General features: G+C 70.0%; 17 protein-coding genes, 1 tRNA gene and 1 pseudogene. 11 read left to right on the plus strand and 8 right to left on the minus strand.

Going from position 1 to position 21919, the window contains the following annotated elements; all coding sequences use genetic code 11:
- Window positions 1-152: 152 nt before the first annotated feature.
- Entirely contained in the window at window positions 153-2093 is a 1941-nt protein-coding gene (locus tag OG906_RS18345; RefSeq protein WP_329444165.1) for a sialidase family protein, read from the minus strand.
- Window positions 2094-2501: 408 nt separating this feature from the next.
- Window positions 2502-2572 (minus strand) — tRNA-Gly (locus OG906_RS18350).
- A 501-nt stretch (window positions 2573-3073) separates the two neighbouring features.
- On the opposite strand from OG906_RS18350, the gene dcd reads away from it, so the two are divergent.
- Window positions 3074-3661, plus strand: coding sequence for a dCTP deaminase (gene dcd / locus OG906_RS18355; RefSeq protein ID WP_053675430.1), 588 nt, complete (start codon window positions 3074-3076; stop codon window positions 3659-3661).
- The gene (locus OG906_RS18360; RefSeq protein WP_267797316.1) at window positions 3658-4155 is read left to right on the plus strand and encodes a phosphoribosyltransferase; all 498 of its coding nucleotides are present in this window, start codon (window positions 3658-3660) and stop codon (window positions 4153-4155) included. Before dcd ends, OG906_RS18360 begins: the two co-directional genes overlap by 4 nt.
- Before the next feature lie 218 nt (window positions 4156-4373).
- On the opposite strand, the gene OG906_RS18365 is transcribed toward OG906_RS18360, so the two are convergent.
- Complete coding sequence (locus OG906_RS18365; protein ID WP_267797314.1) at window positions 4374-5285, minus strand: Yip1 family protein; 912 nt, start codon at window positions 5283-5285, stop codon at window positions 4374-4376.
- A gap of 268 nt (window positions 5286-5553) precedes the next feature.
- Here OG906_RS18365 and OG906_RS18370 point away from each other — a divergent pair, with 268 nt between their 5' ends.
- Window positions 5554-6402 carry a hypothetical protein gene (locus tag OG906_RS18370; protein ID WP_329444169.1) on the plus strand — a complete coding sequence of 283 codons (849 nt, stop codon included), beginning with the start codon at window positions 5554-5556 and terminating at the stop codon, window positions 6400-6402.
- A gap of 571 nt (window positions 6403-6973) precedes the next feature.
- Here the strand turns inward: OG906_RS18370 and OG906_RS18375 are convergent.
- A pseudogene (locus OG906_RS18375) lies at window positions 6974-9196 on the minus strand (heterodisulfide reductase-related iron-sulfur binding cluster); the annotation flags it as partial.
- 110 nt (window positions 9197-9306) lie between these two features.
- Window positions 9307-9906: a sugar transferase gene (locus OG906_RS18380; protein ID WP_329444171.1), complete on the minus strand. Its 600-nt coding sequence runs from the start codon at window positions 9904-9906 to the stop codon at window positions 9307-9309.
- 235 nt (window positions 9907-10141) lie between these two features.
- Here OG906_RS18380 and dnaK point away from each other — a divergent pair, with 235 nt between their 5' ends.
- Genes dnaK through OG906_RS18400 form a run of 4 tightly spaced genes read left to right on the plus strand, consistent with a single transcriptional unit; the run spans window position 10142 to window position 14365 of the window.
- Complete coding sequence (dnaK, locus tag OG906_RS18385) at window positions 10142-11989, plus strand: molecular chaperone DnaK (RefSeq protein WP_267797310.1); 1848 nt, start codon at window positions 10142-10144, stop codon at window positions 11987-11989.
- The gene (grpE, locus tag OG906_RS18390) at window positions 11989-12672 is read left to right on the plus strand and encodes a nucleotide exchange factor GrpE (RefSeq protein WP_267797308.1); all 684 of its coding nucleotides are present in this window, start codon (window positions 11989-11991) and stop codon (window positions 12670-12672) included. Before dnaK ends, grpE begins: the two co-directional genes overlap by 1 nt.
- Window positions 12673-12711: 39 nt before the next feature.
- Entirely contained in the window at window positions 12712-13902 is a 1191-nt protein-coding gene (gene dnaJ / locus OG906_RS18395) for a molecular chaperone DnaJ (protein ID WP_329444175.1), read from the plus strand.
- A 1-nt stretch (window position 13903) separates the two neighbouring features.
- Window positions 13904-14365, plus strand: coding sequence for a heat shock protein transcriptional repressor HspR (locus tag OG906_RS18400; RefSeq protein ID WP_053684360.1), 462 nt, complete (start codon window positions 13904-13906; stop codon window positions 14363-14365).
- A gap of 71 nt (window positions 14366-14436) precedes the next feature.
- Here the strand turns inward: OG906_RS18400 and OG906_RS18405 are convergent, their stop codons facing one another.
- On the minus strand, window positions 14437-15489 hold the full coding sequence (locus tag OG906_RS18405) for a helix-turn-helix transcriptional regulator (RefSeq protein ID WP_267828546.1): 1053 nt from the start codon (window positions 15487-15489) through the stop codon (window positions 14437-14439).
- Between the two features lie 237 nt (window positions 15490-15726).
- Here OG906_RS18405 and OG906_RS18410 point away from each other — a divergent pair, with 237 nt between their 5' ends.
- Both OG906_RS18410 and OG906_RS18415 read left to right on the plus strand, forming a co-directional pair.
- Complete coding sequence (locus tag OG906_RS18410; protein WP_267797301.1) at window positions 15727-16011, plus strand: hypothetical protein; 285 nt, start codon at window positions 15727-15729, stop codon at window positions 16009-16011.
- Complete coding sequence (locus OG906_RS18415) at window positions 16011-16325, plus strand: (2Fe-2S)-binding protein (protein WP_267797300.1); 315 nt, start codon at window positions 16011-16013, stop codon at window positions 16323-16325. The genes OG906_RS18410 and OG906_RS18415 overlap by 1 nt, the downstream gene beginning before the upstream one ends.
- Window positions 16326-16542: 217 nt before the next feature.
- On the opposite strand, the gene OG906_RS18420 is transcribed toward OG906_RS18415, so the two are convergent.
- Window positions 16543-16962, minus strand: coding sequence for a pyridoxamine 5'-phosphate oxidase family protein (locus OG906_RS18420; RefSeq protein WP_329444182.1), 420 nt, complete (start codon window positions 16960-16962; stop codon window positions 16543-16545).
- A 113-nt stretch (window positions 16963-17075) separates the two neighbouring features.
- Here OG906_RS18420 and clpB point away from each other — a divergent pair, with 113 nt between their 5' ends.
- Both clpB and OG906_RS18430 read left to right on the plus strand, forming a co-directional pair.
- Complete coding sequence (clpB, locus tag OG906_RS18425) at window positions 17076-19676, plus strand: ATP-dependent chaperone ClpB (protein ID WP_267797297.1); 2601 nt, start codon at window positions 17076-17078, stop codon at window positions 19674-19676.
- A gap of 214 nt (window positions 19677-19890) precedes the next feature.
- Window positions 19891-20433: a YbjN domain-containing protein gene (locus OG906_RS18430; protein ID WP_053684367.1), complete on the plus strand. Its 543-nt coding sequence runs from the start codon at window positions 19891-19893 to the stop codon at window positions 20431-20433.
- Window positions 20434-20584: 151 nt separating this feature from the next.
- Here OG906_RS18430 and OG906_RS18435 read toward each other — a convergent pair whose 3' ends face one another.
- A complete protein-coding gene (locus tag OG906_RS18435) occupies window positions 20585-21769 on the minus strand; it encodes a pyridoxal phosphate-dependent aminotransferase (protein ID WP_402301943.1) in 1185 nt (394 codons plus the stop codon).
- Window positions 21770-21919: the final 150 nt, after the last annotated feature.

Genomic DNA, 21919 nt, shown 5'->3' on the forward strand with positions numbered 1-21919 from the left:
ACCGGCACCGGCGCCGGTCCCGCCGTTTCGTCGAGTCGTCGAGTCGTCGGGTGGGCCGGCGGGGCTGCCCGGGGATTCCCGGGCAGCCCCGAGCCCCGCCGACCCTCACCCGCCCCGAGGACCCGCCCGCGCGAACCGTCGACAGCCGCTGCTCACCCGATGGTGGAGAACCCCAGCCGCACGCTCTCCTTGTCGTTCGCGACGTCCAGCGCCCCGTCCTTGACCCGCGCGGCCTCTTCCGCCGTCAGGGCGCGGCGGAAGATCCGTACGTCGTCGAGCCCGCCGTTGAACAGCTCCCCGACCCCCACCGGCTGGTTCGGGAAGTCGGGCCGGGCGCCCACGTGGATGCTGAACTCGCCGGGCGGGGTGATGTCGCCCGCGGGCGCGTTCGCGGTGAACGTGGCGCCGTCGACCGACAGGACCAGCTTCGCGGCCTCGCGCTTGAAGACGGCGTGGTGCCACTTCCCGTCGTTGTAGGACGAGTTCGTCTTCACCTCCGCGTACGCGCCGTCCGTGCTGATGGCCGCGCGCATGATGCCCTTGCCCGGCTCGGCCTTCAGCCAGAACTGGCGCACGTTCTTCGCCGGATCCGAGTCCTCCATGCCGTACGCCCAGACGATGGGCAGCGCGCCGGTGGTCGCGCTGTGGCGGAACCACGCGGTGACCGTGAAGTCCTGGTCCTTCACCTTCAGCGAGTCCGAGCAGCTCACCAGACGCAGGTAGTCGTCCTTCCCGTCGAACGTCATGGCCTTGCCGGTACCGCGGTCCCCGAGCACGGCGCCGCCGTGCACGACGGCGTGGTTGCCGTTGCCGTTGGGGCCGGTGTCGGCGGTGCGGGGGCCGCGCAGCCCCGTCTTCGCGGCGTCCATGTCGGACTCGGTGAAGGCGACGAACGCGACGGTGCCGTGCGGGATGTTCCCCGCCGTCTCGTGGAGCATGCCGACCGCGCCCGAGGGCAGCAGGGTCAGGTCCGAGTACCCGGCCCGGCCCGGTACGACCAGGGTGCCCTCGGTCTGCCAGGTCCGACCCTCGTCGTACGAGGACCGGACCGCCAACTCGCGCCGGTCCTCCAGGGTGTTGGGGCCCAGGCGCGCGGGGGCGGAGAACAGGATCCGCTCGCGCCTGCCGTCCGCGGCGGGACGCAGGCCGAGCAGGGACCCGAACACCGGGGACGTGTCGAGACCCGCGACGGGCTTGAAGGGTGCGGCGAAGGTGGCACCGCCGTCGGCGCTGGTCGCGTCCAGACGGTGCTCCTCCGTGTCGCACCGGGCGGAACTGCGGGCGTTCACGTACAGCGAGCCGCCCGCGGTCTCGGCGACCGTCAACTCGGCCGGGTAGGCGGCGGCCTGGTCCACGTTCGAGGTGGCGCCGAGCGTCCAGGTCAGACCGCCGTCGTCGCTGTAGTACAGCTGGGCGCCCGCCTTGTTGCCGGTGGCCGTGTGGTCCCCCGGGACGACCAGACGACCGCGGTGCGCACCGTTCGTGAGCTGGACGCCGTGCCCGGGGCCCGTGGAAACCCACACCCAACCCGCCGGCTTCAACTGCGGCAGCGCGACACTCGGCTGCCAGCCGACGCCGTTGTCGACACTGTGCACGACACGCACGCCGCGGGCACCCCGCACCGGTGCGCCGGCGGTACCGCTCCAGGTGCTGGTCGCGTACAGGAGGCTGACCCGGCCGGTGACCGCGTCGACGACCGGCGCGGGATTGCCGTGCGCGTCGGTGTCGTCCTTCCCGACGACGACGGTCAGAGGTCCCCAGGTCTTCCCGCCGTCGGTGGACCTCTTCACGACGATGTCGTTGTGACCGACGTCGCTGCACGTGGCGACACGACCCTCGGCGAAGGCGAGCAGATCACCGGACTTGGTGGTGACCAACGCCGGGATGCGGAAGCAGTAGTAGCCCTCACCGCGTGCGGGGAAGGGCGTCGACACCGTGCCGGGCAGCGCAGACCCCGCCGCGGCGGCGGCGACGGCGGGCGCGGTCGGTATCAGCGCGACGGCCGTCAACACGGCCGCCACGAGCGCGGACAACCACCCGTACAGGGCGGCCCGGCGCAGACCGCCGGGCGGGCTCACAGGGGAATCGGACATTCAGCGGATCCTCGTCATTGTCGAGATCGAGATCGAGATCGAGATCGGGGAAGGGGCCGAGGCCGTGGCGCGAGCGACGCACACTCCCGCAGCGGGTACGAGCCCGTCTCCCCGCCCACATTGTTGATCTTGCCCCGAGCCAGGACCGTACCGACGGTGTCTGACACCGGGCGGGCCGAGCCCACGAGCGGCTCCCGTGCACCTGAGCGCCAAGCACGTGCAGGCCCCGCCCCGTCGGCCTCACACTCCCTGCCGTGGTCGGCAGCACCCGCAGTCAGAAATGCGCCCGACAGCGTCACGCCGCATTCCGCCACAGGACGCAAATGCGTTGCCGCGTAGGGACCGTTGATCTGCCAGATGCGGGGCAACACAAAAGCCCCAGGTCGCTGACCTGGGGCTTTGTCACGGAGCGGATGACGGGAATCGAACCCGCGCTATAAGCTTGGGAAGCTCATGTTCTACCATTAAACTACATCCGCACAGCGGTCCAATTGCTTGGAGCCGTATCGTTGCACACTCTACCCCATGATCGACCCCCGGTGAATTGGCCGCGGGGTCGTCGTTGCGTGGGGGGTGCAGCGAGGCGCGTACGAGGGGGAGTTGGGGCGTACCGTAGGGGTTCGGAGCGGCGGCTGGAGTGGGTCCCGGTCATCCCTTAATGTGGCGATTCGTCGCAGTACGGCTGGTTGGGGAAAGGGACTCGATGGAGCACACCGTCGTCCGTTGTGCCGAAGGGCATGTATTCAGCACCGCTTCGTTTCCGCTGCAGCACCTCGGTGCCGGTCGGATCGGGCCCGGGCGGCTGCTGCGGTGCCCGCGGTGCGCGCGGCTGAGGCACGCGGTGCCCGTCGGCGGCGCGAAGCGTTAGTCGCGAGGTCGCGAGGCGTCGGCAGGCGTCGACAGGCGCGGTGGACGTCGGCAGGCGCGCGGGGGCCGCTCTCGATTGGGGGTGGCCCGTGCGCTCTGCGTATCCTCGGGGCGTGCTTCTCTCTGACAAAGACATCCGGGCCGAGATCGACAGCGGACGGGTTCGCATCGACCCGTTCGACGAGTCGATGGTGCAGCCCTCCAGCATCGATGTACGTCTCGACCGGTTCTTCCGGGTCTTCGAGAACCACCGGTACGCGCACATCGACCCCGCCACCGAGCAGTCGGATCTGACGCGGATGGTCGAGCCGGACGGCGACGAGGCGTTCATCCTCCACCCGGGCGAGTTCGTGCTCGCCTCCACGTACGAGGTCATCTCGCTGCCCGACGACATCGCCTCCCGGCTGGAGGGGAAGTCCAGCCTGGGGCGCCTCGGTCTGGTGACGCATTCGACGGCCGGGTTCATCGACCCCGGGTTCTCCGGTCACGTGACCCTGGAGCTGTCGAACCTCGCGACGCTGCCGATCAAGCTGTGGCCGGGCATGAAGATCGGGCAGCTGTGCCTGTTCCGGCTCAGCTCGCCCGCGGAGTTCCCGTACGGGAGCGAGCGGTACGGATCCCGTTACCAGGGGCAGCGCGGCCCGACGGCCTCGCGCTCCTTCCAGAACTTCCACCGCACCCAGGTGAGGCACGAGGCATGAGCGACGTACGCGAGAACCTGAACTACGAGGGTTTCGGTCGCGCCGTGCGCGAGCTGGCGCAGACCATCGCCGACGACGGCTACGAGCCGGACATCATCCTGAGCATCGCCCGCGGCGGCGTGTTCGTGGCCGGCGGTCTGGCCTACGCGCTCGACTGCAAGAACATCCACCTCGTCAACGTGGAGTTCTACACGGGCGTGGGCACCACCCTGGAGATGCCGGTCATGCTGGCGCCGGTGCCCGAGGCGATCGACTTCACGAACAAGAAGGTCCTCATCGCCGATGACGTGGCCGACACCGGGAAGACGCTCAAGCTCGTCCACGACTTCTGCCTCGGCCATGTCGCCGAGGTGCGCTCCGCGGTCATCTACGAGAAGTCGCACTCGCTCGTGAAGTGCGAGTACGTGTGGAAGAAGACCGACGAGTGGATCAACTTCCCGTGGTCGGTCGAGCCGCCCGTGGTGAAGCGCGAGGGTCAGATCCTCGACGCCTGACACGTGGCGTCGTGAGGTGACACGGCAGTGAGCGCGGGGCCGGGCGGACAGCGCCCGGCCCCGTCTTCGTGTCGTCCTCACCCGGCGCGGCTCGTCCTCAGCCGGCGCGGCGCCGTACGGGCCGGGTGGGTGCGGGCGCCGAGCGTACGAAGGGGCCCGGCGCGCGGTGTGCGCGCCGGGCCCCTTCGTACGCTCGGTCGTACCGGGTACGGCGGCGGTCAGATCGTGCCCAGCTTGATGATGGACAGCAGGGCGACCAGCTGGATCGCGGAGGCGCCCAGCGCCTTCGGCCACGGCAGGTCGTGCGACTTGCTCACCAGCGAGGTGAACAGTGCTCCGGCGGCCAGCCAGGTGACCCAGCCCAGGACCTGGACGACGATGTTGTCGCCGCCGAGGAAGATCGCGAACAGCAGTCGCGGGGCGTCGGTGATGGACATGACCAGCATCGACAGGCCGACCGTCGGCTGCCACGCGCCGTCGCCGCCCAGTTGGCGGGCCAGTGTGTGCGTGACCGCGCCCAGGATGAGGCCGCAGAGCACGAACGCCACGGCGGCGCTGAGCACGATCGGGACGGCGTTGGCCAGGGTGGCCTTGATGACGTCCTCGCGGGTGTCGTCGAGGCCGAAGACCGCGAGGAGACCGTAGAGGAAGGTCACGATCAGCGCCGGACCCCAGACGGGGTAGTCGCGCATCTGGAGGAACGTCGGTCCCGGCCGCATCACGATGCCGCGCAGGAGCTCCTTCCAGGGCAGCCGCGGACCGGCCGGGGCCGCCGCGCCCGCGTGGTACGTCGCGCCCTGGCTGTACGGGTCCTCGCCGATGGAGAAGGCCTGGGTGAAGCCCGGGTTGTTCGCGTACGAGGGCTCGTACGGGGGTTGCTGCTGCCCGTGGTGCGGCTGCTGCTGTTGTCCGTACGGGTCGAAGTACTCGGGCTCGCCGTGGTCCCCGTGCGCGCCCTGCTGCGGCCACTGCTGTTGCGGTGGCGGCCCGCCGGCAGGCGGGTAGGGCTGTCGGCCGTACGGTGCCTGCGGCGGTTGCTGCTGACCGTACGGCTGCTGCCGCGGGGGTTGCGGGGGTTGTTGCGGGGTGCGGTTGTTGTCCCGGCCGCGTCCGATCCTGAATCCAGCCACGTGATCGAAAGTACCTGCTCCGGCGGGTGATGGTGGTCGGGCGGCCGGAACAGGGGGCCTTTGCGGCTGAGCTGTGACATCCCCTAGGGGAACCCCGGGGGGTTCTCCCCACCCCTGGGGCCGGTGGGATTTACGTGGCTGAGGGGCAGTCTGCGGAGGTTCGTTACGTTCCCTACTGAATGCGGAGATATCGGACCCGTAGCTTCGTGAGGGTCGCCGCCACGCACCACGCGTCACGAACGCCGAACGAGCACGGAAAGAGTCCCCCATGCGCAGCCCCCGCCCCACCCGCCGCCGTACCGCCTTCCGTACCGCCGCCGTCCTCGCCGGCGCGACCGCCGTCCTGGCGCTCCCCGTGGGGGCCGCCTTCGCGGATTCGCCGGCGGCTCCGGACCCGCAGGTGCTGCCCGGCGTCGAGCAGCCGGCCGTGGACCCGACGTTCCCGCCGACCACCCCGCAGACCGTCCCGTCCACGGTCCCGCCGACCACCCCGTCCACGGCCCCGCAGACCGTCCCGTCCACGGTCCCGGCCGGCGCCTCGCCCACGAAGCCGGCCCGCGGGTACGTCACCACCGCCAGGCTGGCGGACGGATCGGTGGCCAAGATCTACGAGATCGGCGTCGACCACGTCGAGGCGGACGTCTTCGCCGGCTCCACGAAGCTGGGCACGCTGGTCAGCAGGGACGGACGACCCGCGTACGGGCAGAACAACGGCCTGCACGTCACCCTCTACCCGAACGGCACCGTGAGCTCGTGGGTCGAGGACGCGCCGAAGCCGCAGCCCAAGCCGCAGTCGACGCCGAAGCCCAAGCCGAAGCCCGTGGTCGAGCAGGAGAGCGCCGCGCGGATCGTCATGCCGGACGGGAACGTCGCGGAGGCGGTGTACGGCGTGCACGGCAAGCGCGTGGACCTGTCCACGGCGAACGGTCACCGGCTGGGCACGATCGACCTGAAGGACCCGAACGCGCTGAACGACGGCTGGATGTACAAGCTCGTCCGGGACGGCCGGCACGTGAAGTTCGTCGTCATCGACGGCAAGAGCGGTGGCAACAGCTGGGTGTACGACTTCGACAGCGGCAAGCTGATCGAGCGGTACACGGTCGCGAGCGGCGAGTAGGCCGCCGCCGGGAAACGACGGAACGGCCGGTCCCCCGAGTGGGGGCCGGCCGTTCCTGTGGGTGTACCTACGCCTACTTGGCAGCCTCGGGCTTCGCCTCTTCCGCCGCGGGCTCCGCGTCGCCCTTCTCGGCGGGCTCCGCGTCGGCCTTCGTCTCGGCCTTCGCGTCGGCCTTGGTCTCGGCCTTCGCTTCGGTTTCGGCTTCGACCTCGACCTCGGGCTCGGCCGCCACCGGCGTCTCGGGCTTCGCCTCGGCCACGGGCTCGGCCGCGGCCTTGGTGTCGTCCTCCGCCTCGGCCTGCTCGGGCTTCGCCTCGGCCTCAGGCGCGGACGCCTTCGGCTTCGCCTCGGCCTCGACAGCAGCTCCCGCCACCGCCTCCGGCTTCGCCTCCGCGTCAGCCTTGGCTTCCGCCTCCGCAGCGGCCTTGGCTTCCGCCTTCGCCTTGGCCTCCGCCTCAGCCTTCGCGGCGGCTTCCGCCTTCGCGGCGGCCTTCGCCGCCGCCTCGGCTTCGGCGGCGGCCGCGGCGGCCGCTTGCGCCTCTTCCGCGGCGAGCGCCTCCGCGGCGAGTTCCTCCGCCGTCGGACCCGGTGCCTTCACCGATTCCAGCAGCAGCTGCGCCACGTCGACGACCTGGACGGATTCCTTCGCCTGGCCGTCGTTCTTCTTGCCGTTGACCGAGTCGGTCAGCATCACCAGGCAGAACGGGCACGCCGTCGACACGATGTCCGGGTTCAGGGACAGGGCCTCGTCGACACGCTCGTTGTTGATGCGCTTGCCGATCCGCTCCTCCATCCACATCCGGGCGCCACCGGCGCCGCAGCAGAAGCCCCGCTCCTTGTGGCGGTGCATCTCCTGCTGGCGCAGCCCCGGAACGGCCGACATGATCTCGCGCGGCGGCGTGTAGACCTTGTTGTGCCGGCCCAGGTAGCAGGGGTCGTGGTACGTGATCAGACCGTCCACCGGGGTGACCGGCGTCAGCCGGCCCTCGTCGAGCAGGTGCTGGAGCAGCTGCGTGTGGTGGATGACCTCGTACTCGCCGCCCAGCTGCGGGTACTCGTTCGCGATGGTGTTGAAACAGTGCGGGCAGGTGGAGACGATCCGCTTCGCCGACTTCGGCTTCTTCGTGGACTCGTCCTCGTCGTCCTCGCCGAAGGCCATGTTGAGCATGGCCACGTTCTCCTGGGCGAGCTGCTGGAACAGCGGCTCGTTGCCCAGGCGGCGCGGGGAGTCACCGGTGCACTTCTCGTCGCCGCCCATGATCGCGAACTTGACGCCCGCCATGTGCAGCAGCTCCGCGAAGGCCTTCGTGGTCTTCTTCGCCCGGTCCTCCAGGGCGCCGGCGCAGCCGACCCAGTAGAGGTAGTCGTACTCGGAGAGGTCCTCCGCGTCCTTGCCGATGATCGGGACCTCGAAGTCCACCTCCTTGGTCCACTCGACGCGCTGCTTCTTCGCGAGGCCCCAGGGGTTGCCCTTCTTCTCCAGGTTCTTGAGCATCGTGCCCGCCTCCGACGGGAACGCGCTCTCGATCATCACCTGGTAGCGCCGCATGTCGACGATGTGGTCGATGTGCTCGATGTCGACCGGGCACTGCTCGACGCACGCGCCGCACGTGGTGCAGGACCACAGCACGTCCGGGTCGATGACGCCGTTCTCCTCGGCGGTGCCGATCAGGGGGCGCTCGGCCTCCGCGAGGGCGGCCGCCGGAACGTCCTTGAGCTGCTCCGCCGTCGCCTTCTCGTTGCCCTCCATGTCCTTGCCGCCACCGGCGAGCAGGTAGGGGGCCTTGGCGTGCGCGTGGTCGCGCAGCGACATGATCAGGAGCTTCGGGGACAGCGGCTTGCCGGTGTTCCAGGCGGGGCACTGCGACTGGCAGCGACCGCACTCGGTGCAGGTGGAGAAGTCGAGGATGCCCTTCCAGGAGAACTGCTCGACCTGGGAGACGCCGAAGACGTCGTCCTCGCCCGGGTCCTCGAAGTCGATCTCCTTGCCGCCGCTCGTCATGGGCTTCAGCTCGCCGAGCGCGACCGCGCCGTCGGCGTTGCGCTTGAACCAGATGTTCGGGAAGCCGAGGAAGCGGTGCCAGGCCACACCCATGTTGGTGTTGAGCGAGACGACGATCATCCAGATCAGCGAGGTGCCGATCTTGATCATCGCGGTGAAGTAGATGAGCGTCTGGAGCGTGTCGACCGAGAGGCCCTTGAAGGCCAGCACCAGCGGGTACGACAGGAAGTACGCCGGCTCGTAGTGGTCGACGTGGTGGATCGCACCCTCGAGGCCGCGCAGCGTCAGGATCGCGAGGCCGATGGTCAGGATGATGTACTCGACGAAGTACGCCTGCCAGGCCTTCGAGCCCGTGAAGCGCGACTTGCGACCCGCCCGCGAGGGAAGGTTGGCCAGGCGGATGCCCATCAGCACGAGGATGCCGAGGATCGTCATCACGCCGATGAACTCGATGTACAGCTCGAACGGCAGGAAGCCGCCGATGATCGGCAGCGTCCAGTCGGCCTGGAAGAGCTGGCCGTAGGCCTGCGCCAGGGTCGGAGGCAGCGTCAGGAAGCCGATGGCGACGAACCAGTGGGCGAATCCGACGATGCCCCAGCGGTTCATGCGGCTGTGGCCGAGGAACTCCCTGACCAGTGTGATCGTTCGTGCTTTCGGGTTGTCCGTGCGGCTGCCCGCCGGCACGGGTTGGCCGAGTTTCACGAACCGGTAGATCTGCGCCACGGCTCGGGCGAGCAGCGCGACGCCGACCACGGTCAGGACCAGCGACACGATGATCGCGGCGAGTTGCATGGGAGGGCTCCTCGGGCGGGACTTACTAAGCGGTAACTTATTGAGTCAAGGCTTGAGGTTACCCAGTTCCCGCGCCGCAATGTAGGTGAGCGAGCGGTGATCTGTGTCGCTCAGGCATGCCTCTGTAGGCAGGCGGCCCGAGGTGTCTGCGCGAGGATCGCGAGATCCATCCCCAGCCAATGGCTCTCCACATAGTGCCGGTCCAACAGGGCCATCTCCTCCCAGGGGAGGTCGGAGCGCGCGCTGACTTGCCACAATCCGGTCATTCCGGGGCGTACGAAGAGTCGTTCGGGCCGATCCGTGCCCGCCTCGGGGCGCGGTCCGACCAGCGACATCTCCCCCCGCAGCACGTTCAGCAGCTGCGGGAGCGCGTCCAGGCCGCACCGCTCCACCACCGAGCCCGGCCGGCCGGTGTCCCGCGTCCGCAGCCGCCAGGTCCGGAACTCCCGCCCGCCCCGCCCGAGCGCGGGTTCCCGTACCAGGACGCCGCGCCGGCCCGCGCACAGCAGCCCTGCGGCGGCGAGCAGCGGCAGGGCGAACACCCCGAGCAGGATCACCGCGCCGACGAGGTCGAGCACCCGCTTGGCGGACAGGTCGGGGCGGGGGAAGGCGGGTCGGCGGGGCCCCGGCGGGGCGGACGGGTTCGCCTTCGACGGGGTGGGCAGGCGGAACGTCCGGGGTGGGCGCGGCGAGGGTGGTTGCGGGCGCATGGAGGCACGGTGCCCCACACGTTCGGCGGTCCCCGGATGCCGCGCGGGGTGGTGGTCGGAGGGTCGCCCGCTCGGCTGTGTGGCGGACGGGGCGGGCGCCGGCGGCGTGTCGCGGCCCTGGTGAGCGTAAGGGCGGGATAAAAGTTGAGCGCCCTCGACTCAGCTCTGTTGACGTCGGCGCGGACGATGGTGCATGGTTGAGTCTGTTCCACTCAAGTCAGCTGGAGGAATCGAAATGGCACGTGCGGTCGGCATCGACCTGGGCACCACTAACTCCGTCGTCAGCGTTCTGGAAGGCGGCGAGCCCACCGTCATCACCAACGCCGAGGGCGCCAGGACCACGCCGTCCGTCGTCGCCTTCGCCAAGAACGGCGAGGTCCTCGTCGGAGAGGTGGCCAAGCGCCAGGCGGTCACGAACGTGGACCGGACCATCCGTTCCGTCAAGCGCCACATGGGCACTGACTGGAAGATCAACCTGGATGGCAAGGACTTCAACCCGCAGCAGATGAGCGCCTTCATCCTGCAGAAGCTGAAGCGCGACGCCGAGGCGTACCTGGGCGAGAAGGTCACGGACGCGGTCATCACCGTCCCGGCCTACTTCAACGACTCCGAGCGTCAGGCGACGAAGGAAGCCGGCGAGATCGCGGGCCTCAACGTCCTGCGCATCGTCAACGAGCCGACGGCCGCCGCCTTGGCCTACGGTCTCGACAAGGACGACCAGACCATTCTCGTCTTCGACCTCGGTGGCGGCACCTTCGACGTGTCGCTCCTCGAGATCGGCGACGGTGTCGTCGAGGTCAAGGCCACCAATGGTGACAACCACCTCGGTGGCGACGACTGGGACCAGCGCGTCGTCGACTACCTGGTGAAGCAGTTCCAGAACGGCCACGGCGTCGACCTGTCCAAGGACAAGATGGCGCTCCAGCGTCTGCGCGAGGCCGCCGAGAAGGCGAAGATCGAGCTGTCCTCCTCCACGGAGACCACGATCAACCTGCCGTACATCACGGCGTCCGCCGAGGGCCCGCTGCACCTGGACGAGAAGCTCACGCGCTCGCAGTTCCAGCAGCTGACCGCGGACCTGCTGGACCGCTGCAAGACCCCGTTCCACAACGTCATCAAGGACGCGGGCATCAACCTGTCCGAGATCGACCACGTGGTCCTGGTCGGCGGCTCCACCCGCATGCCGGCCGTCGCCGAGCTCGTCAAGGAGCTCACCGGCGGTCAGGACGCCAACAAGGGCGTCAACCCGGACGAGGTCGTCGCCATCGGCGCGACCCTCCAGGCGGGCGTGCTCAAGGGTGAGGTCAAGGACGTCCTGCTCCTCGACGTGACCCCGCTGTCCCTCGGTATCGAAACCAAGGGCGGCATCATGACCAAGCTCATCGAGCGCAACACCACGATCCCGACCAAGCGGTCCGAGATCTTCACGACGGCCGAGGACAACCAGCCGTCCGTGCAGATCCAGGTCTACCAGGGCGAGCGCGAGATCGCGGCGTACAACAAGAAGCTCGGCATGTTCGAGCTGACCGGCCTGCCGCCGGCCCCGCGTGGCGTCCCGCAGATCGAGGTCTCCTTCGACATCGACGCGAACGGCATCATGCACGTCACGGCCAAGGACCTCGGCACGGGCAAGGAGCAGAAGATGACCGTCACCGGCGGCTCCTCGCTCGGCAAGGACGAGGTCGACCGCATGCGCCAGGAGGCGGAGCAGTACGCGGACGAGGACCTGCGTCGCAAGGAGGCGGCCGAGTCCCGCAACCAGGGCGAGCAGCTCGTCTACCAGACGGAGAAGTTCGTCAAGGACAACGAGGACAAGGTCCCGGCCGACGTCAAGGCCGAGGTCGAGGCCTCCGTCACCGAGCTGAAGGAAAAACTCAAGGGCGAGGACGCCGCGGAGATCCGCACGGCGACCGAGAAGCTCGCCGCGGTCAGCCAGAAGCTCGGCCAGGCCATCTACGCCGACGCGCAGGCCGCCCAGGCCGGTGGCGCGCCGACCGGTGACGCCGACCAGGCCAAGGCCGACGACGACGTCGTCGACGCCGAGATCGTGGACGACGAGAAGCCGAAGGGTGGCGCTGCCTGATGTCGGAGGAGACCCCGGGTTTCGACGAGAAGCCTGAAGTCCCCACCGGCGCCGACGCGGACGACGCCGCCGCCGAGCCGAAGGCCGCCGACTCCTCCCCGGAGGAGAAGGAGGCCCCGGCCGGGGACTCGGACACTCAGGCCGTCGGCCAGGAAACGGCCCTCCTGGCGCAGCTGGACCAGGCCCGTACCGCGCTCGGTGAGCGCACCGCGGACCTCCAGCGGCTCCAGGCCGAGTACCAGAACTACCGCCGCCGGGTGGAGCGGGACCGGATCGCCGTCAAGGAGATCGCGGTCGCGTCCCTCCTGACGGAACTGCTCCCGACCCTGGACGACATCGGCCGGGCACGGGAGCATGGCGAACTGGTCGGCGGCTTCAAGTCGGTGGCCGAATCGCTGGAGACCGCCGCCGCCAAGATGGGGCTGCAGCAGTTCGGCAAGGAGGGCGAGCCCTTCGACCCGACGATCCACGAGGCCCTGATGCACTCGTACGCGCCGGATGTCACCGAGGACACCTGCGTGGCGATCCTGCAGCCGGGCTACCGGATCGGCGAGCGCACGATCCGCCCCGCGCGGGTCGCGGTGGCCGAGCCCCAGCCCGGGGCGGCCCCGGCCGCCAAGTCCGAGTCCGCGGACGGCGACACGCCGTCTGACAAGGACGCGGATGCCCCCGACAAGGGCTGACGTCCACCATGTAGCCGCACGAGAGGAGGGCCACCGGGGATGAGCACGAAGGACTTCGTCGAGAAGGACTACTACAAGGTCCTCGGTGTCCCGAAGGACGCCACCGAGGCCGAGATCAAGAAGGCGTACCGGAAGCTCGCCCGCGAGTTCCACCCGGACGCCAACAAGGGCGACGCCTCGGCCGAGGAGCGCTTCAAGGAGATCTCCGAGGCGAACGACATCCTCGGTGACGCCAAGAAGCGCAAGGAGTACGACGAGGCCCGCGCCCTGTTCGGCAACGGGGGCTTCCGCCCCGGTCCGGGCGGGGGCGGCGGCTCGTTCAACTTCGACCTCGGCGACCTCTTCGGAGGTCAGCAGCAGCAGGGCGGCGGCGCGGCGGGCGGCTTCGGCGGCGGCCTCGGTGACGTCTTCGGCGGCCTGTTCAACCGCGGTGGCGCCGGCCCGGGTGCGGGACCCCGCACCCAGCCGCGCCGCGGCCAGGACATCGAGTCCGAGGTCACGCTGTCGTTCACGGAGGCCGTGGACGGCGCGACCGTCCCGCTCCGGATGTCCTCGCAGTCGCCCTGCAAGGCCTGTTCCGGTACCGGCGACAAGAACGGCACCCCCCGGGTGTGCCCGACCTGTGTCGGCACCGGCCAGGTCTCGCGGGGCAGCGGTGGCGGTTTCTCCCTGACCGACCCCTGCGCCGACTGCAAGGGGCGCGGCCTGATCGCCGAGACCCCCTGTGACATCTGCAAGGGCAGCGGGCGGGCCCGTAGTTCCCGGACCATGCAGGTCCGGATCCCGGCGGGCGTCTCCGACGGCCAGCGGATCCGACTGCGCGGCAAGGGGGCTCCGGGCGAGCGCGGCGGCCCGGGCGGCGACCTGTACGTCGTCGTCCACGTCGACGGGCACCCGGTGTTCGGCCGGCGGGACGACAACCTCACGGTGACCGTCCCCGTGACGTTCGCCGAGGCCGCCCTGGGCGCCGACATCAAGGTGCCGACGCTGGGCGGCCCCCCGGTGACCCTGAAGCTTCCCCCGGGCACCCCGAACGGGCGTACGATGCGGGCCCGCGGCAAGGGCGCGGTCCGCAAGGACGGCACCCGCGGCGACCTGCTCGTGACGGTGGAGGTCGAGGTGCCTTCGGAGCTGTCCGACAAGGCCCGCGAAGCCCTGGAGATGTTCCGCGACGCGATGGAGTCGCAGGACCCGCGCGCCGCGTTGTTCGAGTCCGCGAAGGGAGCATGACATGGACGGCCGCCGCAGACAGTCCCGGTTGGGCGGGGCTTATCAGCTCACTGATGAGACCCCGGTCTACGTGATTTCGGTGGCCGCCCAGCTCTCGGGACTGCATCCGCAGACCCTGCGTCAGTACGACCGTCTCGGTCTGGTCTCCCCGGACCGGACGGCCGGCCGCGGACGTCGATATTCGGCCAGGGACATCGAGCTGCTCCGCACGGTGCAGGCGCTGTCCCAGGACGAGGGCATCAACCTGGCCGGCATCAAGCGGATCATCGAACTGGAGAACCAGGTCGCCGCCCTCCAACAGCGCGTGGCCGAACTGTCCACGGCCGTGGACGGCGCAGCCGCCGCGCTCCAGGCCCGCGAGGCCCAGGTGCACGCCTCGTACCGCCGCGACCTGGTCCCGTACCAGCCGCCGCAGCCGGGCAGCGCCCTGGTCGTCTGGCGCCCCAAGCGCCCGATGGACTGACACCGCCGCCCGACACCGCCGTTCGACGCGAAGGCCCCGCCCGGATCTCCCGGGCGGGGCCTTCCGCGTCGCTACAGGTGGTTCGCGTGGTCGGCCTCGTCCTCCGGGAGGTGCGGGGCCGAGCTGTGCAGGATGCCGGACTGGGCGATCAGGAAGCCGAGCTGCGCCCGGCTGCCGCTGCCGAGGGCCGTGGCCAGCCGGGCGATGTGCGCACGGCAGGTTCGTACGTTCATTCCCAGCCGGCGGGCGATGGCCTCGTCCACGTGCCCCTCGACCAGGAGCTGCGCGATGGACCGCTGCACGCCCGTGATGCCGTCGTGCATGTGGGTGTAGGTGACCTCCTCGCTCAGGGGCACGGCACGCCGCCAGAGCTGCTCGAACACCTTGATGAGGTAGTCGACCAGCCCCGGGTGCCGCAGCTCCAGCGCCACCCTCCGGTCGTCGCTGACCGGGATGAACGCCACCGTGCGGTCGAAGACGATGAGTCGCTCGATGAGCTCCTCCAGGGTGCGGATCTCCACCTTTCCCGCGGAGATCCGGTCCACGTACGCCAGCGTGCCCTGGCTGTGCCGCGCGGTGTGCTGGTAGAGCGTCCTGATGCTGATGCCCCGGTCGATCAGCGGGGCGTCCCGCTCCAGGGCCTGTGTGAGGGCCAGGGAGGGCCGCGCGCCGCCCGGCTGGATGGTCAGCATCTCCGTGTGGCACTCGGCCGTCGCCAGGTCCAACGCGGCGTTGATGCGCTCGAAGCCCTCCAGGACGGTGATGGCGTGGGTGTTCGCCGGGTTCTGCGCACTGATGGTCAGAAACGGCTCAAAAGCATCGGTGAGATCTACAGCCGTACGTCGCCTGTCCTGGATCTCGCGTTCAATCGGATGCAGCCGTTGCGCCAATGCGACGGACGGGGGAACCGGGCGGAGCTGGTTCGCGTCATCCGGGTCAGGCTGCACCAGGGCGAATTCAAGCAGGCAGGGGGCCTGCTGAACCTCGCTCCGAGCGATCCGGCCGGCGCTGAGCGCAGCCGTGTACAGCCGCGTTCCCTCAGGGCACAGGGACGTGACGGAGTGGGGATGAGTCGGGTTTGTCGCACTTTTGGGCAAATCTCCACCCCCCAGGGTCCTGAACATGCAAGAACATGATGCATCGTCCCTGTGGCATTGACGTGCCTGAATGAGCCATCGTCTGTGTGGCGGGGGAGAGGATTCCATCAAGTGAGGACGAAGCCGACCATGTATAAGAGAATGCTTCGCTCGGCGCTTGCCGTTGGTTTCTCCGCTGTTGCGGTCTTTGGGGTAGTCGGTGCCGTCGAAAGTGACGCGGGGGGCACCGCTCTGACCGGCGACAGTGGCTGGACCGGCGCGCCGGTGGGCAAGTCGGACAGCGGATGGACCGTACTGCAGGCCGGTGACTCCGGCTGGACCAACGGTCCGACCGGCAAGGCGGACAGTGGCTGGACCGTGCTGCCGGCCGTCGACTCGGGCTGGACCAACGGTCCGTCCGGCAAGGCGGACAGCGGGTGGACCCGGACCCAGGCCGGCGACTCCGGCTGGACCAGCGCCCCCTCGCGCTCGTCGGACAGCGGCTGGACCAGCGCGCCCTCCGGCGCGTCGGACTCGGGTTGGACCGCTCTGCCTGTGATGGCCGTCTGATGACCCCCGACGACCGAGACTTCCGACGCGAGATGGCTTCGGCGTACCGGTCCGGCTGGCAGTTCATCGACCTCGCCACCGCGATCCCCCACGCCGGCGATTCGTTGATGGTCACGCTGTTCGGCCAGCCGATCGTCGTCGTGCGCGAGGAGGACGAAGACGTCCGCGCCTACCGCTGTCTGCGCCGCCCCCGGGGCGCACCGCAGCCCGTCCGCTGCGAAGTGCGGTACGGCATGGTTTTCGTCAATCTCGACCAGCGGGACCACCAACTCTTCGAACCCGACATCACCGCCGCCACCCCCCGAAGTGCCTGAAGCGATTCCCCCGTCGTTGCAGATCGCTCAGGCACTACCCCCACACAACGGCGCCATCGTGGACCTGACCACGATGGCGCCGTTGTGATGTCCGCGTCCAGTGGTTGAACCGGACAAACACATCGGTCAGTTCCGGTCCGTGCCCACGTCAGCCGCCGCGCCCGTGCCCACGCCTCCGCCCGGGTCCGCCGCGCCGGCGCCCGGGTCGGCTCCGCCGTCAGCCGCGCCCCATCGCGCGGTCCAGGGTGATCTCCATGACCACCCGGTCCGGGTTGGGCGAAGGCGTCCGCCCGTAGCGCTCCGCGTAGCGCGCCACCGCCTCCGCCACCGAGGCCTCGTCCGTGCGGATCACCGCGCGGCCCTCCAGGGTGGCCCAGCGCCGGCCCTCCATCTGGCAGACCGCGACCCGCGCCGTCGCGTCCGGGGTCGCCAGGACGTTGCGGATCTTCTTGCTGTGCCGGTTGCTGATCACCCGGGCCAGCCCCGCCTCGGGGTCGTACGTCACGCCGACCGGCACCACGTGCGGGCTGCCGTCGGGCCGCGGGGTGGTCAGGGTGCAGACGTGCCGCTCCCGCCAGAAGGCGAGGTACTCCGGCGTCGGGTTGAGTACGTCGTGGGCTGTCTTGGAACCAGGCATGGCCCGAAGAGTACGAGATGCAGCGCCACACACCGCCTTGAGTGGAATAGACTCAACTTTGTGCACGCCATACGTGTCATGCCCCTGTATCGCGACGGAGAGGAGAAGCCGCAGTGGACGCCGAGCTGACCAACAAGAGCCGGGACGCGCTGAACGCCGCCACCCGCAGGGCCGTCAAGGACGGCCACCCGGACCTGACCCCCGCGCACCTGCTGCTGGCCCTGCTCGCCGGCGAGGACAACGAGAACGTCACCGACCTGCTCGCCGCGACCGACGCCGACCAGGTCGAGGTCCGCGCCGGCGCGGACCGCCTGCTCGCCGCCCTGCCCAGCGTGACGGGTTCCACCGTCGCACCCCCGCAGCCCACCCGCGAGCTGCTCGCCGTGCTCGCCGACGCCGACGAGACGGCCGGGAAGCTCGGGGACGACTACCTTTCCACCGAACACCTGCTCATCGCCCTCGCCGCCAAGGGCGGCGCGGTCGGCGAGCTCCTTTCCACCCAGGGCGCGACGGCGAAGAAGCTGCTGGCCGCATTCGAGGAAGCACGAGGAGGACGCCGGGTGACCAGCCCCGACCCCGAGGGTCAGTACAAGGCCCTGGAGAAGTTCGGCACCGATTTCACCGCGGCGGCCCGCGAGGGCAAGCTCGACCCGGTCATCGGCCGCGACCAGGAGATCCGGCGGGTCGTCCAGGTCCTGTCGCGCCGCACCAAGAACAACCCGGTCCTCATCGGCGAGCCCGGCGTCGGCAAGACCGCCGTCGTCGAGGGCCTCGCCCAGCGCATCGTCAAGGGCGACGTCCCCGAATCGCTGAAGAACAAGCGGCTGGTCTCCCTCGACCTCGGTGCGATGGTCGCGGGCGCCAAGTACCGCGGCGAGTTCGAGGAGCGACTGAAGACGGTCCTCGCGGAGATCAAGTCCAGCGACGGCCAGATCATCACCTTCATCGACGAGCTGCACACCGTCGTCGGCGCGGGCGCCGGCGGGGACTCCGCCATGGACGCGGGCAACATGCTCAAGCCCATGCTGGCCCGCGGCGAGCTGCGCATGGTCGGCGCGACCACCCTCGACGAGTACCGCGAGCGGATCGAGAAGGACCCGGCGCTGGAGCGCCGCTTCCAGCAGGTGCTGGTGGCGGAACCGACCGTCGAGGACACCATCGCGATCCTGCGCGGTCTCAAGGGCCGCTACGAGGCCCACCACAAGGTGGTCATCAACGACAGCGCCCTGGTCGCCGCGGCCACCCTCTCCGACCGGTACATCACCTCCCGCTTCCTGCCCGACAAGGCCATCGACCTCGTCGACGAGGCCGCGTCCCGGCTCCGCATGGAGATCGACTCCTCCCCGCTGGAGATCGACGAGCTCCAGCGCTCCGTGGACCGGCTGCGCATGGAGGAACTGGCCCTGAAGAACGAGTCCGACCCGGCCTCCCTCGAACGGCTGGAGAAGATCCGCAAGGACCTCGCCGACAAGGAGGAGGACCTGCGGGGCCTCACCGCCCGCTGGGAGAAGGAGAAGCAGTCCCTCAACCGCGTCGGCGAGCTGAAGGAACGCCTCGACGACCTGCGCGGCCAGGCCGAGCGTGCCCAGCGCGACGGCGACTTCGACACCGCCTCCCAGCTGCTCTACGGGGAGATCCCGACGCTGGAGCGCGAGCTGGCGGAGGCCACCGAGGAGGAGGAAGAGGCCACCAAGGCCGGCGCCTCCAAGGACAGCATGGTCAAGGACGAGGTCGGCCCCGACGACATCGCGGACGTGGTGGGCGCCTGGACCGGCATCCCCGCGGGCCGGCTCCTGGAGGGCGAGACCCAGAAGCTCCTGCGCATGGAGGAGGAGCTGGGGCGCCGCCTGATCGGCCAGTCCGAGGCCGTGCGGGCCGTCTCCGACGCGGTCCGCCGCACCCGCGCCGGCATCGCCGACCCGGACCGCCCGACCGGCTCGTTCCTCTTCCTGGGCCCCACGGGCGTCGGCAAGACGGAGCTGGCCAAGGCCCTCGCGGACTTCCTCTTCGACGACGAGCGGGCCATGGTCCGCATCGACATGTCGGAGTACGGCGAGAAGCACAGCGTGGCCCGCCTGGTCGGCGCCCCTCCCGGCTACGTCGGCTACGAGGAGGGCGGCCAGCTCACCGAGGCCGTCCGGCGCCGCCCGTACAGCGTCGTCCTGCTCGACGAGGTGGAGAAGGCGCACCCCGAGGTCTTCGACGTCCTGCTCCAGGTGCTCGACGACGGCCGCCTCACCGACGGCCAGGGCCGCACCGTCGACTTCCGCAACGCGATCCTGATCCTGACCTCGAACCTGGGCAGCCAGTTCCTGGTCGACCCGGCGATCTCCGAGGAGGACAAGAAGGCGCGGGTGCTGGACGTGGTCCGGGCCTCCTTCAAGCCGGAGTTCCTGAACCGCCTCGACGACCTGGTGGTCTTCTCCGCCCTGAGCCGGGACGAGCTGGCCCACATCGCGCAGCTCCAGATCGACCGCCTCGCCAAGCGGCTCGCCGCCCGCCGTCTCACCCTGGACGTCACCCCCGAGGCGCTGGCCTGGCTGGCGGACAAGGGCAACGACCCGGCGTACGGCGCGCGACCCCTGCGCCGGCTGATCCAGACGGCCATCGGGGACCGCCTCGCGAAGGAGATCCTGTCCGGCGAGGTCAGGGACGGCGACACCGTACGGGTGGCCGTGGCCGGGGAAGACCTGCTGGTCGGCAAGGTTCTCTAGGCCGAGCCGGTCGTACCCTGGGCGGTGGGGGCCGAAGGATCCGGGCCCCCGCCGCCCCCGCGACGAACGGCCCCGCGCCGGGTCGTGTGGGGCCCCGTCCTCCTTACCTGAGTCCTACTCGTGTCCGCCCGGAGCGGATCGTGCGTGCGGGGCTGGACACGGGGTGGGACCGATGGTGGAGGATGTGGTTCATCCGCACGAAGGGAAGTACACGGTGAGCATCGACCCGGCCTCGATTCCGAACTTCGGAGGGCAGCAGCCCGATCCGCAGGCCACAGGACCGGCGGGCCCCGTCGTCCCCGACCAGGATCTGGTCAAGCAGCTGCTGGAACAGATGGAGCTCAAGTACGTCGTCGACGACGAGGGTGACCTCGCGGCGCCGTGGGAGGAGTTCCGCACGTACTTCATGTTCCGCGGCGAGGACGAGCAGCAGGTCTTCTCGGTGCGGACCTTCTACGACCGCCCGCACGAGATCGAGGACAAGCCGCAGCTCCTGGAGACGATCGACGACTGGAACCGTCGCACCCTGTGGCCGAAGGTCTACAGCCACACGCACGACGACGGCTCGGTCCGCCTGATCGGTGAGGCGCAGATGCTGATCGGCACCGGCGTCAGCCTGGAGCACTTCGTGTCCTCCACGGTCAGCTGGGTCCGTGCCTCGATCGAGTTCGACAAGTGGCTCGTCGAGCAGCTCGGCCTCGAAAAGGACGTCGACTCCGCCGAGGGCGAAGAAGACAAGGGCGACGACAACAACTAGTCCCCCCAGCGGTACGCGCGCCACGAGGAGCAGGTACGGCCCGTCGCCGCACGAGAGCCCGGACGACACCGGGGTCACCACGACCCCCGTGCGCGCCCGGGCTCTCGCCTTCCCCCCCTCCCGGAGGGCCGCGAGGGCCGCGAGGGGGGTCCTACAGCCGCCCGAGGCGGTCGACGGCGTCGCGCAGGACGTCCTCCCGCTTGCAGAACGCCCAGCGGACCTGGGTGGCGCCGGCGGCCCGGTCGTCGTAGAAGACCTGGTTGGGAATGGCGACCACACCGCAGCGTTCGGGCAGGGCGCGGCAGAAGGCGAGCCCGTCCTTCTCCCCGAGCGGGGTGATGTCGGTGGTGATGAAGTAGGTGCCCTGGGGCCGGTAGACCTCGAAGCCGGCCGACGTCAGGCCGTCCGCGAGGATGTCGCGCTTGGCGGCGAGGTCCGCGCGGAAGGTGTCGTAGTAGGCGTCCGGCAGGGCCAGGGCCTCCGCGATCGCGTACTGGAACGGGCCCGAGGCGACGTACGTCAGGAACTGCTTCGCGGAGCGGACCGCCGCCGTCAGGGCGGGCGGGGCGGTGACCCAGCCGACCTTCCATCCGGTGAACGAGAACGTCTTGCCGGCCGACGAGATGGTCACCGTCCGCTCACGCATGCCGGGCAGCGAGGCCAGCGGCACATGGGTGCCCTCGAACACCAGGTGCTCGTAGACCTCGTCGGTCACGACGAGCAGGTCCCGCTCGATCGCCAGGTCCGCGACGGCCGCCAGCTCCGCCCGGGTCAACACCGTGCCCGTCGGGTTGTGCGGGGTGTTCAGCAGCAGCAGGCGGGTGCGCGGGGTCACGGCGGCGCGCAGCGCGTCCACGTCGAGACGGAAGTCCGGCGCGCGCAGGGTCAGAGGTACGCGGACGGCCCCTGCCATGGCGATGCAGGCGGCGTAGGAGTCGTAGTACGGCTCCAGGGCGATGACCTCGTCGCCGGGCTCCAGCAGGGCCAGCAGGGAGGCCGCGATTGCCTCCGTCGCGCCCGCCGTGACGAGGACCTCCGTGTCGGGGTCGAACGCGAGTCCGTGGAAGCGCTCCTGGTGGTGGGCGATGGCGGTGCGCAGCTCCGGGACGCCGGGGCCGGGCGGGTACTGGTTGCCCTTGCCGTCCCGGATCGCGCGCACGGCCGCCTCGGCGATCTCGGCGGGACCGTCGGTGTCGGGAAATCCCTGACCGAGGTTGATCGACCCGGTGCGGGCGGCCAGCGCCGACATCTCCGCGAAGATCGTGGTGCCGAAGACCGCCAGGCTGCGGTTGAGGAAGGGGCGGCTGCCGGCCGCGGGTGCGCTCATGACGGCCATCCTGCGGGCAACCTCTGGAGTTGCTCAAGTGTGCTTTGGCGCCGATGGCCTGAGGGAATCTCCCCCGCACACGGGACGCGGGGATCCCGGACCCCGGGAGACCGGGGTGTCAGAGAGGGGCCGGAGATGGTGCTGATCGCAGTGCTCGTC

The sequence above is a fragment of the Streptomyces sp. NBC_01426 genome (assembly GCF_036231985.1).
Taxonomy (GTDB): Bacteria; Actinomycetota; Actinomycetes; order Streptomycetales; family Streptomycetaceae; genus Streptomyces.

Excerpts from the sequence above, each read along its gene's own strand:
- OG906_RS18345 (WP_329444165.1), bottom strand. The coding sequence starts at position 2,093 with ATGTCCGATTCCCCTGTGAGCCCGCCCGGCGGTCTGCGCCGGGCCGCC.
- OG906_RS18360 (WP_267797316.1), top strand. The coding sequence starts at position 3,658 with ATGAGCGACGTACGCGAGAACCTGAACTACGAGGGTTTCGGTCGCGCC.
- OG906_RS18370 (WP_329444169.1), top strand. The coding sequence starts at position 5,554 with ATGCGCAGCCCCCGCCCCACCCGCCGCCGTACCGCCTTCCGTACCGCC.
- OG906_RS18380 (WP_329444171.1), bottom strand. The coding sequence starts at position 9,906 with ATGCGCCCGCAACCACCCTCGCCGCGCCCACCCCGGACGTTCCGCCTG.
- dnaK (WP_267797310.1), top strand. The coding sequence starts at position 10,142 with ATGGCACGTGCGGTCGGCATCGACCTGGGCACCACTAACTCCGTCGTC.
- grpE (WP_267797308.1), top strand. The coding sequence starts at position 11,989 with ATGTCGGAGGAGACCCCGGGTTTCGACGAGAAGCCTGAAGTCCCCACC.
- dnaJ (WP_329444175.1), top strand. The coding sequence starts at position 12,712 with ATGAGCACGAAGGACTTCGTCGAGAAGGACTACTACAAGGTCCTCGGT.
- OG906_RS18400 (WP_053684360.1), top strand. The coding sequence starts at position 13,904 with ATGGACGGCCGCCGCAGACAGTCCCGGTTGGGCGGGGCTTATCAGCTC.
- OG906_RS18405 (WP_267828546.1), bottom strand. The coding sequence starts at position 15,489 with ATGTTCAGGACCCTGGGGGGTGGAGATTTGCCCAAAAGTGCGACAAAC.
- OG906_RS18415 (WP_267797300.1), top strand. The coding sequence starts at position 16,011 with ATGACCCCCGACGACCGAGACTTCCGACGCGAGATGGCTTCGGCGTAC.
- OG906_RS18420 (WP_329444182.1), bottom strand. The coding sequence starts at position 16,962 with ATGCCTGGTTCCAAGACAGCCCACGACGTACTCAACCCGACGCCGGAG.
- OG906_RS18435 (WP_402301943.1), bottom strand. The coding sequence starts at position 21,769 with ATGGCCGTCATGAGCGCACCCGCGGCCGGCAGCCGCCCCTTCCTCAAC.